The sequence below is a fragment of the Oenococcus sp. genome (assembly GCF_047725585.1).
Taxonomy (GTDB): domain Bacteria; phylum Bacillota; class Bacilli; order Lactobacillales; family Lactobacillaceae; genus Oenococcus; species Oenococcus kitaharae_A.
The window spans coordinates 383611-399203 of sequence record NZ_JBDNNF010000001.1; the positions used below are offsets into that span (position 1 = coordinate 383611).

Consider the following 15593-nt stretch of genomic DNA (forward strand, 5'->3'; position numbering starts at 1 on the left):
AAAAAATTATCCAAGGAGGCAGCACGTGTTACTAGGAAGCATTGAAGCAGGCGGCACAAAATTCGTCTGTGCCGTCGGAAATGAAGATTACCGAACCAAAGATATTGTTCGTTTTCCAACCACAACACCAGAAGAAACACTAACCAAATGTATTGATTATTTCAAAAAATTTGATGACTTAAAAGCGATTGGTATTTCTTCTTTTGGCCCGATCGAGTTAAGGAAAAATTCACCCAAATATGGTTTCATTACCAATACACCCAAGCCGGGCTGGTCTGATGTCGACTTTGTCGGCCGGATCAAAAAGGCCTTTAATATTCCGATCCATTGGACGACTGATGTGAATGGGTCGGCCTATGGCGAATATGTCATTTCGACATTGTTCAACGAACATATCAATTCATTGGTTTATTACACGATTGGCACCGGTGTTGGCGCCGGCGCAATTGTCAACGGCCAATTCATCGGCGATCTCGGCCATCCAGAAATGGGCCATGTACGTGTTAAGCGCCACCCGGACGATCTTGATTTCCCAGGCATCTGCCCCTTTCATGGTGATTGCTTGGAGGGATTAGTTTCCGGTCCAACTTTTGAAGCCCGCACTGGCAAAAAAGGACAAGACATTCCCCTGACAGACCACGTCTGGGATATCATGGCCTACTATGTTGCCCAAGCTGCTTTGCAAACGACTTTGACTTTACGGCCTGCCAAGATTGTCTTTGGCGGCGGCGTGATCAGTGAGGAATTCTTAAAGAAAGTCCGCGTACAGTTTAAAGACTTAATGAATGATTACATTGACGTCGGCAAGCTGGAAGATTATCTTGTGATGCCGGCAATCAAGGAAAACGGTTCAGCAACACTAGGCGACTTTGCCTTGGCCTTGCTTGAATACCGCAAATAAATCGGTACGGATCGTCAAAGAACTTCCTCACCGCAAGCTTTTTTGGCGGTCAAAAATTGGTAAAATATTGAGAATATAAGGAAGGATTAAATTTATTATGGATGCTTTAGTATTAACTGCTGTTAAGCACATGGAAGTACAGGAGACTAAAAAGCCGACACCAAAGGCCAACGAAGTCTTAATTGAAAGCAAGTACGCTGGAATCTGTGGAACCGATCACGCTTTGTATAACGGATTACCAGGTTCAGCAGCTGCTGTACCACCAATCGTATTGGGACACGAAAACTCAGGCATTGTTGCTGAAGTTGGTGCTGAAGTTGTTGATTTTAAAGTTGGCGATCGTGTCACGGTCGATCCTAATATCTATTGCGGCAAGTGTTTTTACTGCCGTACCGGACGTCCAGAACTCTGCGACAATCTGTCGGCCATCGGTGTTACCCGCAATGGCGGATTGGAGCAGTACTTCACAGCACCTGAGACACAAGTCTACAAAGTGCCGGATAATGTTTCCTTAAAAGCTGCTGCCACGACTGAACCAATTTCATGTGCTGTCCATGGCGTGAAATTATTGAAATTGACGCCTTATCAGAAAGCTTTGGTAATTGGAGACGGCTTTATGGGTCAGCTCTTCGTACAGTTATTGCGTGCCTATGGTGTCCACCAAGTGGATTTTGCCGGTATTATCGATGAAAAACTCGCTTTGAATAAAGAGAAGTTTGGCGTCACAAACACCTTCAATACCACACGTGACCAGATTCCGGCTGACTATGATGTTGTTATTGAAGCCGTTGGCTTGCCTCAGACACAAGAGCAGGCTGTGAATGCAACTGTCAAAGGTGCTCAGGTCTTGATGTTTGGTGTCGGTAAACCAAATCAGGAATTCAAGATGAATACCTATGAAGTTTACCAAAAGCAGCTGACTATCCAAGGATCCTTCATCAACCCCAACGCTTTTGAAGATTCTCTTGCCTTATTGTCGAGCGGCAAACTGGATGTTTTGCCATTGATCAGTAACGAGCCTTCTCTCAAAGATGTGCCTGATTATCTAGACGGTACAATTAAAGACGTTAGCAAGGCCGTTGTGAAAGTCGGAGAATGACCCGGCCGGGTGTACCTCGCCCGCAAAACAAACCAGACGCCGCAAGTGCCAGTTTTCATACAACTTCCACCACGGCTTCTACAGCCAGTTTAATTGCCTACTTTGCAATCTCGATTGTGATTAATTCAGCCGGAAACGTCTTGACCTTGGTCACAAGTGCCAAGATCCATCCTTCCTACCTCGGAGCTGCCTATTGGACAGCTGCGACAGCCAATTTCGGTAATGCTTTGCATTGGAATCTATTTTGGTCATTTATCATCATCGGATTGATGACAATTGTCCTAAACGCCCTGTTAGTCGGGCATTGGTCTTGGCAGCGCGCCTTGGGAAATTTGTTATTTATGTTGCCCTTTTCCGCATTAATCCAAGTATTCGCTGACTTTTTCAACGGCGTCTATCCCTTTTTTGCAGGACTGCCCGCAGCGCATAGTCCAGCCATGATCATTTTTTACATCTGCCTGAATTTCTTCGGTGATGCTTTGATCGGGATTGCGATTTCTATTTATCAGCGTGTGAATTTGATTCTCCATCCTGCTGACGACTTAATGCAGATCCTGCGTTTTAAATATTTTAAAGGGCATGCTGCCACTGCGATGTGGGTTTCATACCTGCCGCCAACTATTCTGACGGTGATCGCTTTGATCATTTCACATCAATTTACGAATTTCGGTCTGGGAACAATTTTTGCCTTGTTATTCCAGGGCGGTATTACAGGTGCGGCCGATAAAATCGTCTTCCCAAGACTTCATCACCGTGCCATTCACGTTTCCCAAAATTAGGAGGTTTTATCAATATGGCTTTAAGTAATTATTTTACGGGTATTCAGCACGTCGGCATCCCTGCTGCTAATTTGGATGAGACAATCAGCTTCTATAAATCACTGGGATTCGAAGAAGCCGGTCTTTTCGAAAACGGCAGCAGTCATTGTGCCTTCATGCGTTTTGGCAATCTAACCATTGAGACTTGGGATGGCGATCCAACAGCTCAAAAAGCCGGTGCCATCAATCACATCTCGATGAATACAACTGATGTTGACAAAGCTTTTGCAGCAGCAAAAGCACAAGGTCTTCATCTCGTCGATAAAGAAATTCAATCCATTCCATCATTTTGGGACAACGGTATTCGTTTCTTCAATATTCTAGGACCAAATAAAGAAACAATTGAATTCTGCCAGATTCTCTGAAATTAAATCATGACATTTGAAAAGCACAGCTTTAATGGCTGTGCTTTTTTGTACGCGGTAAAATTTATTCAGATTTATTTTTCAGTGCTTCTTTGATTTCAGTCAAAAGTTTGACAATTTGGCGCAAACAATAAAGAACATACACAACCACCGCTATTAATAGAACATAAAACAAGAGATTAATAAACATAGCAAAGCCAAAATACATCATCGTCATCAAGTCCTTTTTCAGTTAGTCCGTCTCTTCAATCAATTATAATTTAATCAAAGATCTCGTTTTCGATTTTCTGGCCATTAGCCAAAGCGACAGCATCATGCAAAGAAATCCTGACCATATTTTTAATGGCTAAATCCGTATAAAAGGCAACATGCGGAGAAAGCAGCACATTATCCATGGCCATCAATGCTTGTGCATCGGCCGGAATTATTTTCGGATCAGAGACAGCGCTCATGAATTCATTTTCGTTGGGCAAGACATCCAAGGCTGCGCCGGCCAGCTTGTCACTCCTTAAATTAGCCAGCAAGGCATCGGTTACCACGAGGCCGCCGCGAGCAAAATTCAAGAAGTAACTACCTGCCTTCATTTTGTCAAAGAAAGCCGAATCAGCCATCCCCGCAGTCTCGTCATTCAAAGGTGTGTGGAAAGTCACCACATCAGCTTGTGCTAAGGCCTGATCTAGATCAACATAATCCAAAAAAGCTTCATTTTGAGCATGATAAACTGGGTCAACTGCCAAAACTTTGGCTCCCAGGGCATGCAGCATCTCAGCCAAAGCAGAACCAATCCGCCCAGCACCAATCACAGCAATAGTGAGATCGTGAATTTCGCGTCCTTGAGGCGCAGCCGACCACTGCCAATCGCCACTCGTCGTTGCCCGATAATAGCGTTTGTTGTTGCGGATTAAGTTCATCAATTGCGTCAGCGTATATTCAGCAATAGCTCTTGGCGAATAGGCAGCAACATTGGAAGCTCTCAAGCCGGCTTGATGAATGGCTGGTAAATCCAAAATATCGTAACCGACTTGGCGAATTGTAATCTGCTTGATACCAAATTCGGCTAATTGCTGATAGACAGAATCAGGAATCGCAACCGTCTGCTGAGTCACGATTGCATCATAGCCCTTAGCCAGGCTGACATTTTTTTCTGAGAGATAGTCAGTCAGCTGGTCGACTTGATGGCCAGTCTGCTGGCAGAATTCTTTAATATAGGGTTTTTCGTCGCCTAAAACGGCATACATCAGTATTTTCATATTGCTACAATCCTAGCAAAAAAGGGCATCGATAACAAATTTAATTGGCTTCTTCTTGACAAGTTCGTCAGCAGCGCATAAAATGACATATTGTCACATGACAGATCGTCACATTTTATGCCAAAAGAAACTTTTTACAATTTAAGCGAAGAGAAACGTCAGCGGATTCTGCGAGCAGCTCAAAACGAGTTTTCTCGTGTGCCCTTAGCGGAAGCCAAAGTTGCCAGAATTGTCTTGGATGCCGGGATTCCTCGCGGAAGTTTTTATCAATATTTTGATGATATCAGCGATCTTTATCACTATTTTTTTAAAAACAAGGCCCGCAGTTTTCAGGAAAATTTCAAGAAAGCTGTCCTAACACACGATGGCGACCTGATTGAAGCTTGGCGTTTTATGGATAAGCAGCTCATAGGCACAATCATTAAAAGCCGCAATTCGGTTCTTTTCGAAAATGCTTTATTAGGGCTGGATATTCAACGCAGTCAAAAAATGCTCCGGCATTTTTCTCATTTTGATGATCCGGCTATTCAATCTTTAGATGATCTTTCTTACATCGACTTTTCCGAATTGAGAATCGACAGCCTGGATGATTTCAAAGCGCTGGAAAAAATTTTTTCAGGTTTCGTGCTGCAAGCCGTCAGCAGTTATTTTGCAAAAAAACGCGCCGGCGAGGCTGTTGGCTTAGATCAGATTCTGGCACAGACTGATAAAGAAATTAATTGGCTGAAATACGGTATCAAGAAGGAGACAGAACATGATTAAACTTTCCAAAGGACGCATGAGTGCTTGGATTGTCGCACTATCGGTCCTATTTATGATCATCCAGGTCTATACAATGCTGCGTTTGCCGGATCTGACTTCCGATCTGATCAATAACGGTGTTGCTAGGGGAAACATTACATATATCTATCACACAGGTGCTTGGATGGCGTTTTATTCTCTGCTTTCCGTCCTATTCGGCGTGGCCAATACCTACACATCATCGGTGGCTTCCCAGAAACTGGGCATGCGCCTTCGACGCGATATCTACGATAAGGTCATGGGCTACTCTAATGAAGAGTTTGATAAAATCGGCACTTCTTCTTTAATTACACGAACAAGCAACGACGTGGTTCAAATTCAAAATGTTGTCATGATGTTTTTGCGTTTGATGATTATGTCGCCGATTATGCTGATCGCAGCCAGTGTCTTAGCTTACGGCAAATCCGCCCGTTTGACAGAGATCTTTCTCGTCGCCATCCCAGTATTGATCCTCATCATCGGCGTTGCCATGTATTATGCCGTGCCTTTATTTAAAGCCATGCAGAAGAAAACAGATCGTATCAATCTGGTCTTTCGCGAAGGTTTGACCGGCGTCCGTGTGATTCGAGCTTTTGGCCGCGACCAATTCGAACAGGACCGTTTTAAAGAGGCCAATCAGGACTTCACGCAAAACGCGGTCAAAGTCTTTTCAATCATGTCCGTGATTTTCCCGCTGGTCACTTTGGTCATGTCCGGCACAAATGTTGGTATCACCTGGTTCGGCGGACATTTGATTGCTGATCAAGCCATGCAGGTCGGTGATCTGGTCGCTTTTATGACTTACGCCATGCAAGTGCTGCTGAGTTTTATGATGCTGGCCATGATTTTCGTGATGGTACCCAGAGCCCAGGCCTCAGCTGATCGGATCAACGAACTTTTACAAGCACAATCCACGATCAAAGACCCCGCAGCATCAGCCAGCGCGTCTCAAACAGCTTCTCTAGTTTTTAAAAATGTCGGATTTAAATACACAGGTGCAGAGGATCCAGCTCTATCCGGCGTAACTTTTTCTGCCAAATCCGGCCAAACAGTCGCAATTATTGGCGGCACGGGTTCCGGAAAATCGACACTGATTAATTTAATTCCGCGCTTTTACGATGTGACGACCGGCAGTATCCAAGTAAACAGCCAAAATATTTCTGATTACAAGCAGGAAAATTTACGCGATTTGATTGCTTTGACGCCGCAAAAAGCCATCTTGTTTACCGGGACGATTCGTGAAAATCTGAAATACGGTAATCCACAGGCGACTGATATGGAACTTTGGCATGCCTTAGACGTTGCGCAAGCCAGTGATTTCGTCAAGGAATTGGTTGATGGCCTGGATGCTCACGTCGAACAAGGCGGCGATAATTTTTCCGGTGGTCAAAAACAACGTTTGGCCATTGCGCGAGCTTTGGTGAAAAAAGCGGCGATTTATATTTTCGATGATAGTTTTTCGGCCTTGGATTTTAAAACCGACGCCAAACTGCGGGCAGCATTAAAAACAGATCCTGAAATCCAAAAAGCCGTCGTCGTGATTGTCGCTCAGCGTATTTCGACAGTTGTTGATGCTGACACAATCCTCGTCTTAGAAGACGGCCGCATGACGGGTGCTGGTACCCATGCCGAACTTAAAAAGAGCAATCAGGCATACCAGGAAATCATCGACTCGCAAATTCGTAAAGGAGATCAATAATGGCTGAAAGCAAAAACACAAAACAGTCGCACGGCAGCGGTTCTTTTGGTCCTAGCATGGGCCGTCCCGTGCAAAAAGCCAAACATTTCTGGCCAACCAGCAAGCGACTGTTTGCTTATATGAAAAGACAATGGCTGGCCGTCACTTTTGTGATTCTCTTTGCGATCGGGTCAGCGATTTTCCAGACACAAACACCGAAAATACTCGGCCGGGCAACAACGGAAATTTTTAAAGGTGTCATGACGGGAGGAGCACAAATTAAAGCTGGCATCCCCATCTCGACTTTTCCAATTAACTGGCAAAAAATTGCCGGCATTATTCTGGAAGTAATTATCCTCTACGTCCTCGCGGCACTACTGTCTTTTATCCAGCAGTATATGATGACGCGTGTCTCGCAAAAAACTGTCTTTGATTTGCGGCGTGACTTGAAAGCCAAAATGGCCCGCCTGCCGATTAATTACTATGATACGCATACAAATGGAGATGTCATGTCGCGGGCAACCAACGACATGGATAACATTTCATCAACTTTACAGCAGAATTTGACGCAATTAATTACCTCCTTTGTGACCTTCTTTTCGATTCTATGGATGATGCTGTCCATTTCTTTGCAGCTGACTTTATGGGTCTTGATTATTGTGCCGGTCTCGATTGTTATCATCGGCATCGTGGCACCACGTTCACAAAAATTCTTTTCCGCCCAGCAGAAATCGCTTGGCCTGTTAAACAACCAAATCGAGGAAAGCTACGCTGGGTATACGATCGTGCGTGCCTATAACCATGAAGATAGCGAACGGAAAACTTTTGCCGAAGAAAATGAGCGTTTGTATAAGGCCAGCTGGAAAGCACAATTCGTTTCCGGCATGATTATGCCCTTAATGACTTTCATTAATAATTTAGGTTACATCGGCATTGCCATCATCGGCGGCATCAAAGTCGCTAATGGCCAAGTGACCATCGGCAATATTCAAGCTTTCTTACAGTATACGAATGAGTTCAGCCAGCCAATTACACAAATCACGAATTTGACCAATCAAATTCAGTCAACAATCGCCTCGGCGGAACGTGTTTTTCAGGTACTGGATGAAGATGAGATGCTGGATAACCATCAGAATCTGCCAGTAGTCAAAGAATCTGAAATTATCAATTTCGACCATGTTCAGTTTGCCTACGGCGATAATAAAGAACTGCTGATGACCGATTATAATTTACCAGTCAAACAAGGTGAAATGGTCGCAATCGTCGGACCGACAGGTGCCGGCAAGACAACGATGATCAACTTATTGGAACGCTTTTATGACATTCGCGGCGGCTCCATCCGCTTTAGAGGACGAGATACGCGCGACTTGGACCGTGCAGATCTGCGCAGTCATTTTGCTATGGTGCTCCAGGACACCTGGCTGTTTTCCGGATCAATTCACGATAATATCGCCTATGGCCGTGAGAATGCCAGTGAAGCCGACATTCTAGCAGCGGCCAAGGCCGCTCATGTTGATAGTTTTGTCAGGCAGCTGCCTAAGGGTTATGAGACACTCTTAAATGAGGAAGCTTCCAACATTTCGCAAGGACAGCGGCAATTAATCACGATCGCCCGTGCATTTCTAGCTAATCCAGAAATTCTGATTTTAGATGAAGCGACTTCGTCAGTCGACAGTCGGACAGAAATCCAGATTCAGCACGCCATGCAGAATCTATTAAAAGACCGGACAAGTTTCGTCGTGGCTCATCGTCTGTCCACGATTCGCGATGCCCAGCATATCGTTGTCATGAATCACGGTTCGATTGTTGAAACAGGCAGCCATGATTCTCTGATGGCAAAAAATGGTTTTTACGCTGACCTCTACAATAGCCAGTTTTCCGGAAAGGCGGTAATCTAATATGAAAAAGAAAAGTCGTCTTGTCATAACAATATCGGCGCTTCTGGTCATTATAGCTGCCGGCACGCTACTGTTTGTTTTCCGTCCGGCACAGTTGTCGACGACACACAATCATTACCGAATCAGCGGGATGTCTGCTAACATTCGCGGTACGGCCAGCCCCGCCAAACAAATTCAATATCGAGTCGGTAACGGTACAAAAAGAACGATAGCAGTCCGGTCAGGCAGTTTTGCCATTAATCTGCCTGCTTCCGACCACAAACAGATTGTCACGATTTATAATCACGGGCGTTCAAAAAAAGTCACTGTTTCTGCTGCAACAGCTTTAGCAGACTACCAGCGTTTCGCCGGAATCTATAATCAAGCATTAATTGCCAGCCGTTTGCCCAAACATCTCCAGCAGATAGCTAAAAATCCGGCTGCCGATCCCGCAAAAAGCCAGCAGCAAGCAGCAGAACTAGCTGCCGCAATGGCCAAAATTCAAAAAAACAGCCAAAAAGAACTGCTGCCAGTGCAGCTAAATAACACGATGCGCAGCCTGCCTGCCCAGCACAGCTACCAGCTAAGAATCAATGTCCGGCATCAGCAGCTGATCGGTATAACGCTTATCTCGCCTTTAGCCAGCCTGAGAAATCAAAAAGCACAACAAACAACAGGTTCTTTTGTCACTGTCTTAGCCCTGATTGCACAAGCCAGCGGTGCAGATCCCAGCCAAGTACTCAAGGATTTTGGCAAAACAGCTCGTCAGGCAAACAATGCCAAAACGACATCGCTGCGTCCTATTCGCTCTAAAGGCGTCCAGTTCGATCTGGGTGTTTCAACACAAAATTTGTATGTTTATGTTGGCAAATACGATCATTAATCAGCCTTTTTGTGATACTTGAAATCGTTTTCCTTTTGTTGGATAATGGAAAAGTTACGTAAAACGCTTTACACAACGTCTACCAATACAGAAAGGTTTTTATGGGAATTTTATTTGCACTAATCCCGGCCCTCACTTGGGGTTCGACGGGATTAATTAATACAAAAATGGGTGGTTCGGCCGCTCAACAGACATTAGGTATGACCTTTGGTGCTCTGATCTTTGGCCTCGCTACGATGTTTATCTTCGTGATTCCTCAAGGAATCTCCGTCGATTATCATATTTGGGTAGTCGGCTTGCTGTCAGGCTTGTTCTGGGCTGTAGGAACGGCTGGACAATTTGTCGCTTATAAGGATATGGGCGTGTCTTCAGCCTTTCCAATTTCAACTGCTGGACAGATCATCTCAAATGCCTTGATGGCTGCAATCGTCTTAGCTGAATGGCGGACTGTTAACATGTGGATCTTCGGTGTGATTGCCGTTGCCTTGGTAACGGTTGGTGCATTGCTTACCGCTGCTCGTTCCCGTGCTGCAAAACAGAATAATACGGCGCGGCCAGCTTCATATACGCACGGCCTGATTGCCATTCTGCTTTCAACAATTGGCTACATGTTCTACTTTGTTTTTCCGAATTTGATGTTTAAGACCGGCTTTATCAGCCCAGCGGTTCATGATGCGCACAATGGCGTTGATTACATGACTGCTATCGTTGGCCCGCAATCAATCGGACAAGTGCTGGGTGCCTTTTTGATCGTCTTATTCGTCTTCCATGAAGGCAATAGGATGTTTGAAAAACCAACTTGGAAGAACATTCTGACTGGTCTTAGCTGGGGTATTGGTAACTTATTCATGTTTATTTCCACTGCCAATCCGGCAATTGGACAAGCTACTGCTACCACGCTGTCACAGATGGGCGTGATCGTCGGTACCTTTGGCGGTATCTATCTCTTGCACGAAAAGAAGACACCAGATCAAATGGTCAAAATTGTCATTGGTGCCCTGCTGGTTGTTCTCGGTGGTGTACTGATTTCCAACTTGAATCATTTGTAATCCATCTCTAAAAGATATTAAAAAAACAGGCAAATGCCTGTTTTTTTGTTTAACGGAACATTGTTTTTAAGGCTTTTGCCATGACCACAGGATTTTTTTCATAATGATGCAGTTTGGTCAGCTTAGTTTCAGGGATGCCCAAGAAATGATAGACGGCCGTCTGAGCGGCGCGTATTGAATATTGTTCCGTGAAGACCATATCGAAAGGCATCTCGGAAAACTGGCTGATGAAGGCCAAATTTTTAGATCCTTTCGGAACGACTTTTGGCCGGTCGCCGACTGCCCGTCGGTTAAATAGTGCACTGGCATAAGGCATATAGACAGGGATTACGTTTACAATCGAATCCCAGATCTCATCTAAGTGGTTAGCTAATTTATCCTGACTATCATCAACTTCATTCAAATGACCAAGCAGCTCAGTCAGAATCTCGCGGCCAGTCATGTCAATAAAAGGCTTATCGACATAATCGCCATTAACTCTAGGAAACATCGCATAGCCCCAAAAGATCGTCTCATTTTCCTTTTGTGTTTTAAAATGCGGCTGGTGATGCACAACAATCGAAAGCAGATTACTGGAATCAACCCAAGTGTTCAAGGCGTTTCCGGGCTGCTGCTGCGTAATACGCGTAATTTGATTCAGTAGAAAATGATTATTCGTCGTGACTGTAAAACTCATCCATTCCGATTGCGGCCTGTCATTGAAAAACTTATCCGGCTGCCCTAAGGAGTAAAAGTGTTCAGTCGCTTGTTTCCACAGAGCTGCTGACGGCGCGTATTCGTCATTTTCGACAATCGGTGTATCGAGGTCGCCGATGCTGGCTGAATCCGTGATCGCACCGTTCGTATCAAAGACCAGATCGTCTTCTGCTAGGGCGATCGTGGACTTTTCACCAGCAGGCTGTTGCTCGATTTGCAGACCTTTGACGATAATATCATCACGCAAAGGCGTATCAGCAAAATCAAAAGCTGTCACTTTCACATCGTTAACGAATTTAGCGCCCTGATCAATTAAATATTGACGCATGGGCAGAATCAAGGATTCATATTGGTTATAGGGCGTTCGTGTGACCCCTTCCAGTGTGTTAATGCGGGAAAACTCCAAAATCATCCGGTTCATATAACGCCGCAGTTCCATAGCAGAAGACTCTTTTTTAAAGGCAAAAGTCGTTTCCCACATGTACCAGAAATTAGTTGTGAAAATATGTGGACTATTTTTGAACCAATCGGCGATCGACACATCGTTTAGCTGCTGCTCATCCTTTTCCGGGATCATCATCAATTTCGAAAGCAAAGTGCGGTCTTTCATATTAAACTGCATCTTGTTGTAATCATTCTTGCCGCGAATCCGCAAACCATCTGTCTTATCCATCAGCCTTGCAACATCGTGAGTCGGATGCTGATGATCAAAATTCAAAATATCATCAGTTACAGATTGGCCCGGGTTGTCTAAAGAAGGCACACTTTTTAACAGATCCCACAAATTTTCGTAGGTTTCTTCGTTCAACATACGGCCGCCCTCGGCTAAAAAGCCGGCTGTATTGGATAATTTAGGACCCTTATATTCTTTTGTGTAAGCTTCGACTTTGTCACCATCATTTGCACCATGAGAATTTAGGCCATAAAAAGTGATTTGATCGCCTGACCAATGGCCATCTCGGATCAAATACAGGCCGGCTGCCAAATTTCCGATGCCGCTTCCGATCATATACGCATGCTGTGTCATAAAATGCTCCTTTTTAGATTTACAAGATTATTGTGACACGAAACAGGCAGTGGCAGAAGCAAGGGTGGGATTTTGTAATATGACGTTGTAGATGTTTGACAAACGCGCCAGCTATGTTATATTTGTAGACATAGATTTCAAACGACTTGATCCGGAGAGTAGTTTTGAACCAAAGCAGAGAAAGTTGGCGTTTGATGCAAGCCAACGTGCGGGGAGAGATGAACATGGCCGGTGATTGGCTGGTGCGAACCGTTTACGGAAAACACCAGACGGAATGGCCCTCGTTACCGGGCACGCCATTAGAGGCAGCTCATACGCTTTGCTTTAGATGGTTGGCAAGACTTGTTTTTGGCAACAAAACAAGTAAAGCAGGATGGTAACGCGTTAATCGCTTCTGTATTTCAGGAGCGATTTTTTTATACCTTTGTTTCCGGATTGAAATCGTTTAAGAAAATGGGATGGTCTATTACATGGAAAACACACTCAAGAAAACTGCATACGTTTCACTCACGGTCTTAGCCGCCAGCGGATTGGCCTTCATTGCGCCAGCCGTATCTCAAACTAACACTGCCGATGCCAAAGCTAAGGCAATCACGATCAAAGTCGGTGTCATGACGATGAACGACGAGGACAAGGCCGAGTGGAAAGTCATCAGCCAATATGCTAAAAAACATGGCAATGTCAAACTTCGTTTTGTCCAATTCACTGATTATAGTCAGCCTAACCGTGCCTTAGCAGACGGCGACATCGATATCAATGCCTTCCAGCATTATTACTTTTTGGATAATTGGAACAAAGAAAATAACGCTAATTTAAAGCCGATTGCTAAAACAGTTATCGCGCCACTACGTCTTTATACGAAAAAGAATTACAAAAGCGTCAAAGATTTACCAAAGAACGCCCAGATTGCGATTCCTAACGATGCGACTAACGAAGGCCGCTCGCTTGTCGCTTTGCAGACGGCCGGCTTAATTAAATTAAAGAAGGGCGTCAAACTGGCAACGCCGTCTGACATTACCAGCAATCCCAAGAACATCAAAATTGTGCTTGTGGAAGCTTCGCAAACGGCCCGTTCGTTGGGCTCTGTTGATGCCGCTTTCGTTAATAACACCTTCGTTCCGGCTGCTGGATTAAAGTTCAATTCAGCCATCTATGTGGAGCCGGTTAACAAGGCTTCCCGTAAATGGATCAACGTGATTGCAGCTCGTCCGAATTACAAACAAAATAAGAGCAAATACGCTGCTTATAAAGAAATTATCAAGGGTTATCACGAAAAGAAAATCAAGCGTTTGATCAAAAAATACTCAGGCGGAACTTCGCTGGCAGCCTGGGATATCAAGCTGAAGTAAGCCAGCACTTAAAAAGCAGAGGACAAAATCATGTCAGAAAATACAGATACAGTTACATTAGTTAAGCCGCCTTTTAGAGCCGATATTGTCGGCAGCCTGCTGCGGCCACAAGATTTAAAGGACGCACATGCACAATTAGCAGCCGGTCAGATTGATCAAGCCCAGTTGTTAGAAGTTCAGCATAAAGAAATCAAGCGCATCGTTGATGAACAAGTCCAACTCGGATTAAAAGATGTGACTGACGGCGAATTTTCACGCAGCTGGTGGCATTTGGATTTTCTCTGGGGACTGAATGGTGTCGGTAAATATGATTATGAAAAAAGTTATAAGTTTCACGGCAGCAAGACGCGTACAGATAACGCCGAACTAATTGGAAAAATTGCTTTTAATCCTGATCATCCCTTCTTTGCCGCCTTCAGCTACTTGAAATCAATCACGCCTAAGGGTGTTCTGCCTAAGCAGACAATTCCATCTCCCAGTCTGCTCTTCCGCGACAACCGTAGTGATAACTGGCATCAGTTTTACGATAATTGGCAGGATTATTTGTCCGATATTGTCACTGCCTATCGTCAGACCATCTTGCATTTTTATGAATTGGGCGCACGTTACGTTCAATTAGACGATACGACTTGGGCCTTTTTGATCAGCAGCTTAAATGCCAGCAAAGATGATCCGGACAAGCACGCTGCTTTTGAAAAAATTGCGACTGACTCTGTTCAGATTATCAACCAAATTCTGGATGGCCTGCCTGAAGACTTAACTGTCACAACACATATCTGTCGCGGTAACTTTCAGTCAACTTATTTGTTCTCTGGCAGCTATGACACGATTGCCGACTATCTTGGCCAGTTAAATTACGATGGTCTCTTCTTGGAATACGACAGTGACCGTTCCGGTGGTTTCGCGCCCCTAACCAAGATTTGGAATCAAGATAAAAATAAAAGAATCGTCCTTGGGATCGTGACATCGAAGTTTCCTGAATTAGAGAGTCAAGAATTATTAGTTGATCGTATTAAAGAGGCTTCAACTTACGTACCCCTTTCTAATTTGGCCATCAGCACCCAATGTGGGTTTGCGTCCACTGAAGAAGGCAACAAGTTAACCGAAGCTCAGCAATGGGATAAGTTAAAACTCGTGATCCAGACTGCCAAAACTGTTTGGCCTGAATAAATTTCAAAGCGCATAAAGCGCTTGGTTCTAGTGATGTCGAGCAGCGGCCGCTCAATTGCTTCATAAGCAATGTTATGCAGGTTCGACTCCTGCCGTCACGTTCGGATCCTATAAGATCCCTCACGAAAAATCCGAAAGCATAAACTTGTGCTTCAAATAAAGTTTAAAAGGAGCAGCATATGTCAGTTGCAAAAGTGGCAGATTATTTTCAACAATACGGACTGGCTGACAGAATCCATGTTTTCCAAAAATTGACTGCGACTGTGCAAGAGGCAGCCGAGACATTAGGCATTCAAGCCGACCAAATCGCTAAGACTTTGGCTTTTGACTTGGATGGCAGCCCGTTAGTCGTCGTCACCAGCGGATTGACACGTGTCTCCAATCAAAAATTCAAGGCCAGTTTTGGAAAACGACCGACCATGATCGCCAACGATAAATTGGAACAAATAGTCGGTTACGTGGCCGGCGCTGTCTGTCCTTTCGCCTTGAATCCCGGCGTCCGTGTTTATCTGGACCGTTCATTAGAAAAACACGACCTCTATTATCCAGCCGCCGGAGATGTGAACGCAGCGATTAAATTGTCCCTACAGGAATTGACAGAATATTCACACCCAGCCGCCTGGGTCGATGTTGCTAAATAACAAATTTAAA

13 protein-coding genes, 1 tRNA gene and 1 pseudogene are annotated in these 15593 nt (G+C 44.6%); 13 read left to right on the forward strand and 2 right to left on the reverse strand.

The window, feature by feature from the left end; all coding sequences use genetic code 11:
- The first annotated feature begins 25 nt into the window (after window positions 1-25).
- The 4 genes from scrK to ABF487_RS01870 all read left to right on the forward strand — a co-directional run bounded on the left by scrK (window position 26) and on the right by ABF487_RS01870 (window position 3183).
- Window positions 26-901, forward strand: a complete 876-nt coding sequence (gene scrK / locus ABF487_RS01855) for a fructokinase ScrK (protein ID WP_007744637.1) — start codon at window positions 26-28, stop codon at window positions 899-901.
- A gap of 97 nt (window positions 902-998) precedes the next feature.
- Window positions 999-2000 (forward strand): zinc-dependent alcohol dehydrogenase family protein, encoded by a 1002-nt coding sequence (locus ABF487_RS01860; protein WP_415624539.1) that lies wholly within the window; start codon window positions 999-1001, stop codon window positions 1998-2000.
- Window positions 1997-2779: a fructose permease gene (locus tag ABF487_RS01865; protein WP_415624538.1), complete on the forward strand. Its 783-nt coding sequence runs from the start codon at window positions 1997-1999 to the stop codon at window positions 2777-2779. The genes ABF487_RS01860 and ABF487_RS01865 overlap by 4 nt, the downstream gene beginning before the upstream one ends.
- 14 nt (window positions 2780-2793) lie before the next feature.
- Window positions 2794-3183, forward strand: coding sequence for a VOC family protein (locus ABF487_RS01870; protein WP_415624537.1), 390 nt, complete (start codon window positions 2794-2796; stop codon window positions 3181-3183).
- A 260-nt stretch (window positions 3184-3443) separates the two neighbouring features.
- Here ABF487_RS01870 and ABF487_RS01875 read toward each other — a convergent pair whose 3' ends face one another.
- Window positions 3444-4433, reverse strand: a complete 990-nt coding sequence (locus ABF487_RS01875) for a D-2-hydroxyacid dehydrogenase (RefSeq protein WP_007744643.1) — start codon at window positions 4431-4433, stop codon at window positions 3444-3446.
- A gap of 117 nt (window positions 4434-4550) precedes the next feature.
- On the opposite strand from ABF487_RS01875, the gene ABF487_RS01880 reads away from it, so the two are divergent.
- The 5 genes from ABF487_RS01880 (at window position 4551) to ABF487_RS01900 (ending at window position 10700) form a co-directional block, all read left to right on the forward strand.
- Window positions 4551-5195: a TetR/AcrR family transcriptional regulator gene (locus ABF487_RS01880; RefSeq protein WP_007744644.1), complete on the forward strand. Its 645-nt coding sequence runs from the start codon at window positions 4551-4553 to the stop codon at window positions 5193-5195.
- Window positions 5188-6912, forward strand: a complete 1725-nt coding sequence (locus ABF487_RS01885) for an ABC transporter ATP-binding protein (RefSeq protein ID WP_007744645.1) — start codon at window positions 5188-5190, stop codon at window positions 6910-6912. Before ABF487_RS01880 ends, ABF487_RS01885 begins: the two co-directional genes overlap by 8 nt.
- The gene (locus ABF487_RS01890) at window positions 6912-8789 is read left to right on the forward strand and encodes an ABC transporter ATP-binding protein (RefSeq protein ID WP_007744647.1); all 1878 of its coding nucleotides are present in this window, start codon (window positions 6912-6914) and stop codon (window positions 8787-8789) included. The genes ABF487_RS01885 and ABF487_RS01890 overlap by 1 nt, the downstream gene beginning before the upstream one ends.
- Before the next feature lies 1 nt (window position 8790).
- Entirely contained in the window at window positions 8791-9651 is an 861-nt protein-coding gene (locus ABF487_RS01895; RefSeq protein ID WP_415634320.1) for a hypothetical protein, read from the forward strand.
- A gap of 101 nt (window positions 9652-9752) precedes the next feature.
- The gene (locus ABF487_RS01900) at window positions 9753-10700 is read left to right on the forward strand and encodes a GRP family sugar transporter (RefSeq protein ID WP_007744651.1); all 948 of its coding nucleotides are present in this window, start codon (window positions 9753-9755) and stop codon (window positions 10698-10700) included.
- Between the two features lie 49 nt (window positions 10701-10749).
- On the opposite strand, the pseudogene ABF487_RS01905 reads toward ABF487_RS01900, so the two are convergent.
- Window positions 10750-12429: pseudogene (locus ABF487_RS01905) on the reverse strand (oleate hydratase); the annotation flags it as partial.
- A 464-nt stretch (window positions 12430-12893) separates the two neighbouring features.
- Here ABF487_RS01905 and ABF487_RS01910 point away from each other — a divergent pair.
- The 4 genes from ABF487_RS01910 to ABF487_RS01925 all read left to right on the forward strand — a co-directional run bounded on the left by ABF487_RS01910 (window position 12894) and on the right by ABF487_RS01925 (window position 15583).
- Window positions 12894-13772, forward strand: a complete 879-nt coding sequence (locus ABF487_RS01910; RefSeq protein ID WP_007744662.1) for a MetQ/NlpA family ABC transporter substrate-binding protein — start codon at window positions 12894-12896, stop codon at window positions 13770-13772.
- Window positions 13773-13802: 30 nt separating this feature from the next.
- Entirely contained in the window at window positions 13803-14942 is a 1140-nt protein-coding gene (locus tag ABF487_RS01915) for a vitamin B12 independent methionine synthase (protein ID WP_415634321.1), read from the forward strand.
- A 29-nt stretch (window positions 14943-14971) separates the two neighbouring features.
- Window positions 14972-15043, forward strand: a tRNA-Met gene (locus ABF487_RS01920).
- Window positions 15044-15121: 78 nt separating this feature from the next.
- Complete coding sequence (locus tag ABF487_RS01925; RefSeq protein WP_415634322.1) at window positions 15122-15583, forward strand: YbaK/EbsC family protein; 462 nt, start codon at window positions 15122-15124, stop codon at window positions 15581-15583.
- Window positions 15584-15593: the final 10 nt, after the last annotated feature.

What these genes read in the sequence shown, in the direction of transcription:
- ABF487_RS01915 (WP_415634321.1), top strand. Translation starts at nt 13,803, where the DNA reads ATGTCAGAAAATACAGATACAGTTACATTAGTTAAGCCGCCTTTTAGA.
- ABF487_RS01895 (WP_415634320.1), top strand. Translation starts at nt 8,791, where the DNA reads ATGAAAAAGAAAAGTCGTCTTGTCATAACAATATCGGCGCTTCTGGTC.
- ABF487_RS01900 (WP_007744651.1), top strand. Translation starts at nt 9,753, where the DNA reads ATGGGAATTTTATTTGCACTAATCCCGGCCCTCACTTGGGGTTCGACG.
- ABF487_RS01880 (WP_007744644.1), top strand. Translation starts at nt 4,551, where the DNA reads ATGCCAAAAGAAACTTTTTACAATTTAAGCGAAGAGAAACGTCAGCGG.
- ABF487_RS01925 (WP_415634322.1), top strand. Translation starts at nt 15,122, where the DNA reads ATGTCAGTTGCAAAAGTGGCAGATTATTTTCAACAATACGGACTGGCT.
- ABF487_RS01910 (WP_007744662.1), top strand. Translation starts at nt 12,894, where the DNA reads ATGGAAAACACACTCAAGAAAACTGCATACGTTTCACTCACGGTCTTA.
- ABF487_RS01890 (WP_007744647.1), top strand. Translation starts at nt 6,912, where the DNA reads ATGGCTGAAAGCAAAAACACAAAACAGTCGCACGGCAGCGGTTCTTTT.
- ABF487_RS01875 (WP_007744643.1), bottom strand. Translation starts at nt 4,433, where the DNA reads ATGAAAATACTGATGTATGCCGTTTTAGGCGACGAAAAACCCTATATT.
- ABF487_RS01885 (WP_007744645.1), top strand. Translation starts at nt 5,188, where the DNA reads ATGATTAAACTTTCCAAAGGACGCATGAGTGCTTGGATTGTCGCACTA.
- ABF487_RS01860 (WP_415624539.1), top strand. Translation starts at nt 999, where the DNA reads ATGGATGCTTTAGTATTAACTGCTGTTAAGCACATGGAAGTACAGGAG.
- ABF487_RS01870 (WP_415624537.1), top strand. Translation starts at nt 2,794, where the DNA reads ATGGCTTTAAGTAATTATTTTACGGGTATTCAGCACGTCGGCATCCCT.
- ABF487_RS01865 (WP_415624538.1), top strand. Translation starts at nt 1,997, where the DNA reads ATGACCCGGCCGGGTGTACCTCGCCCGCAAAACAAACCAGACGCCGCA.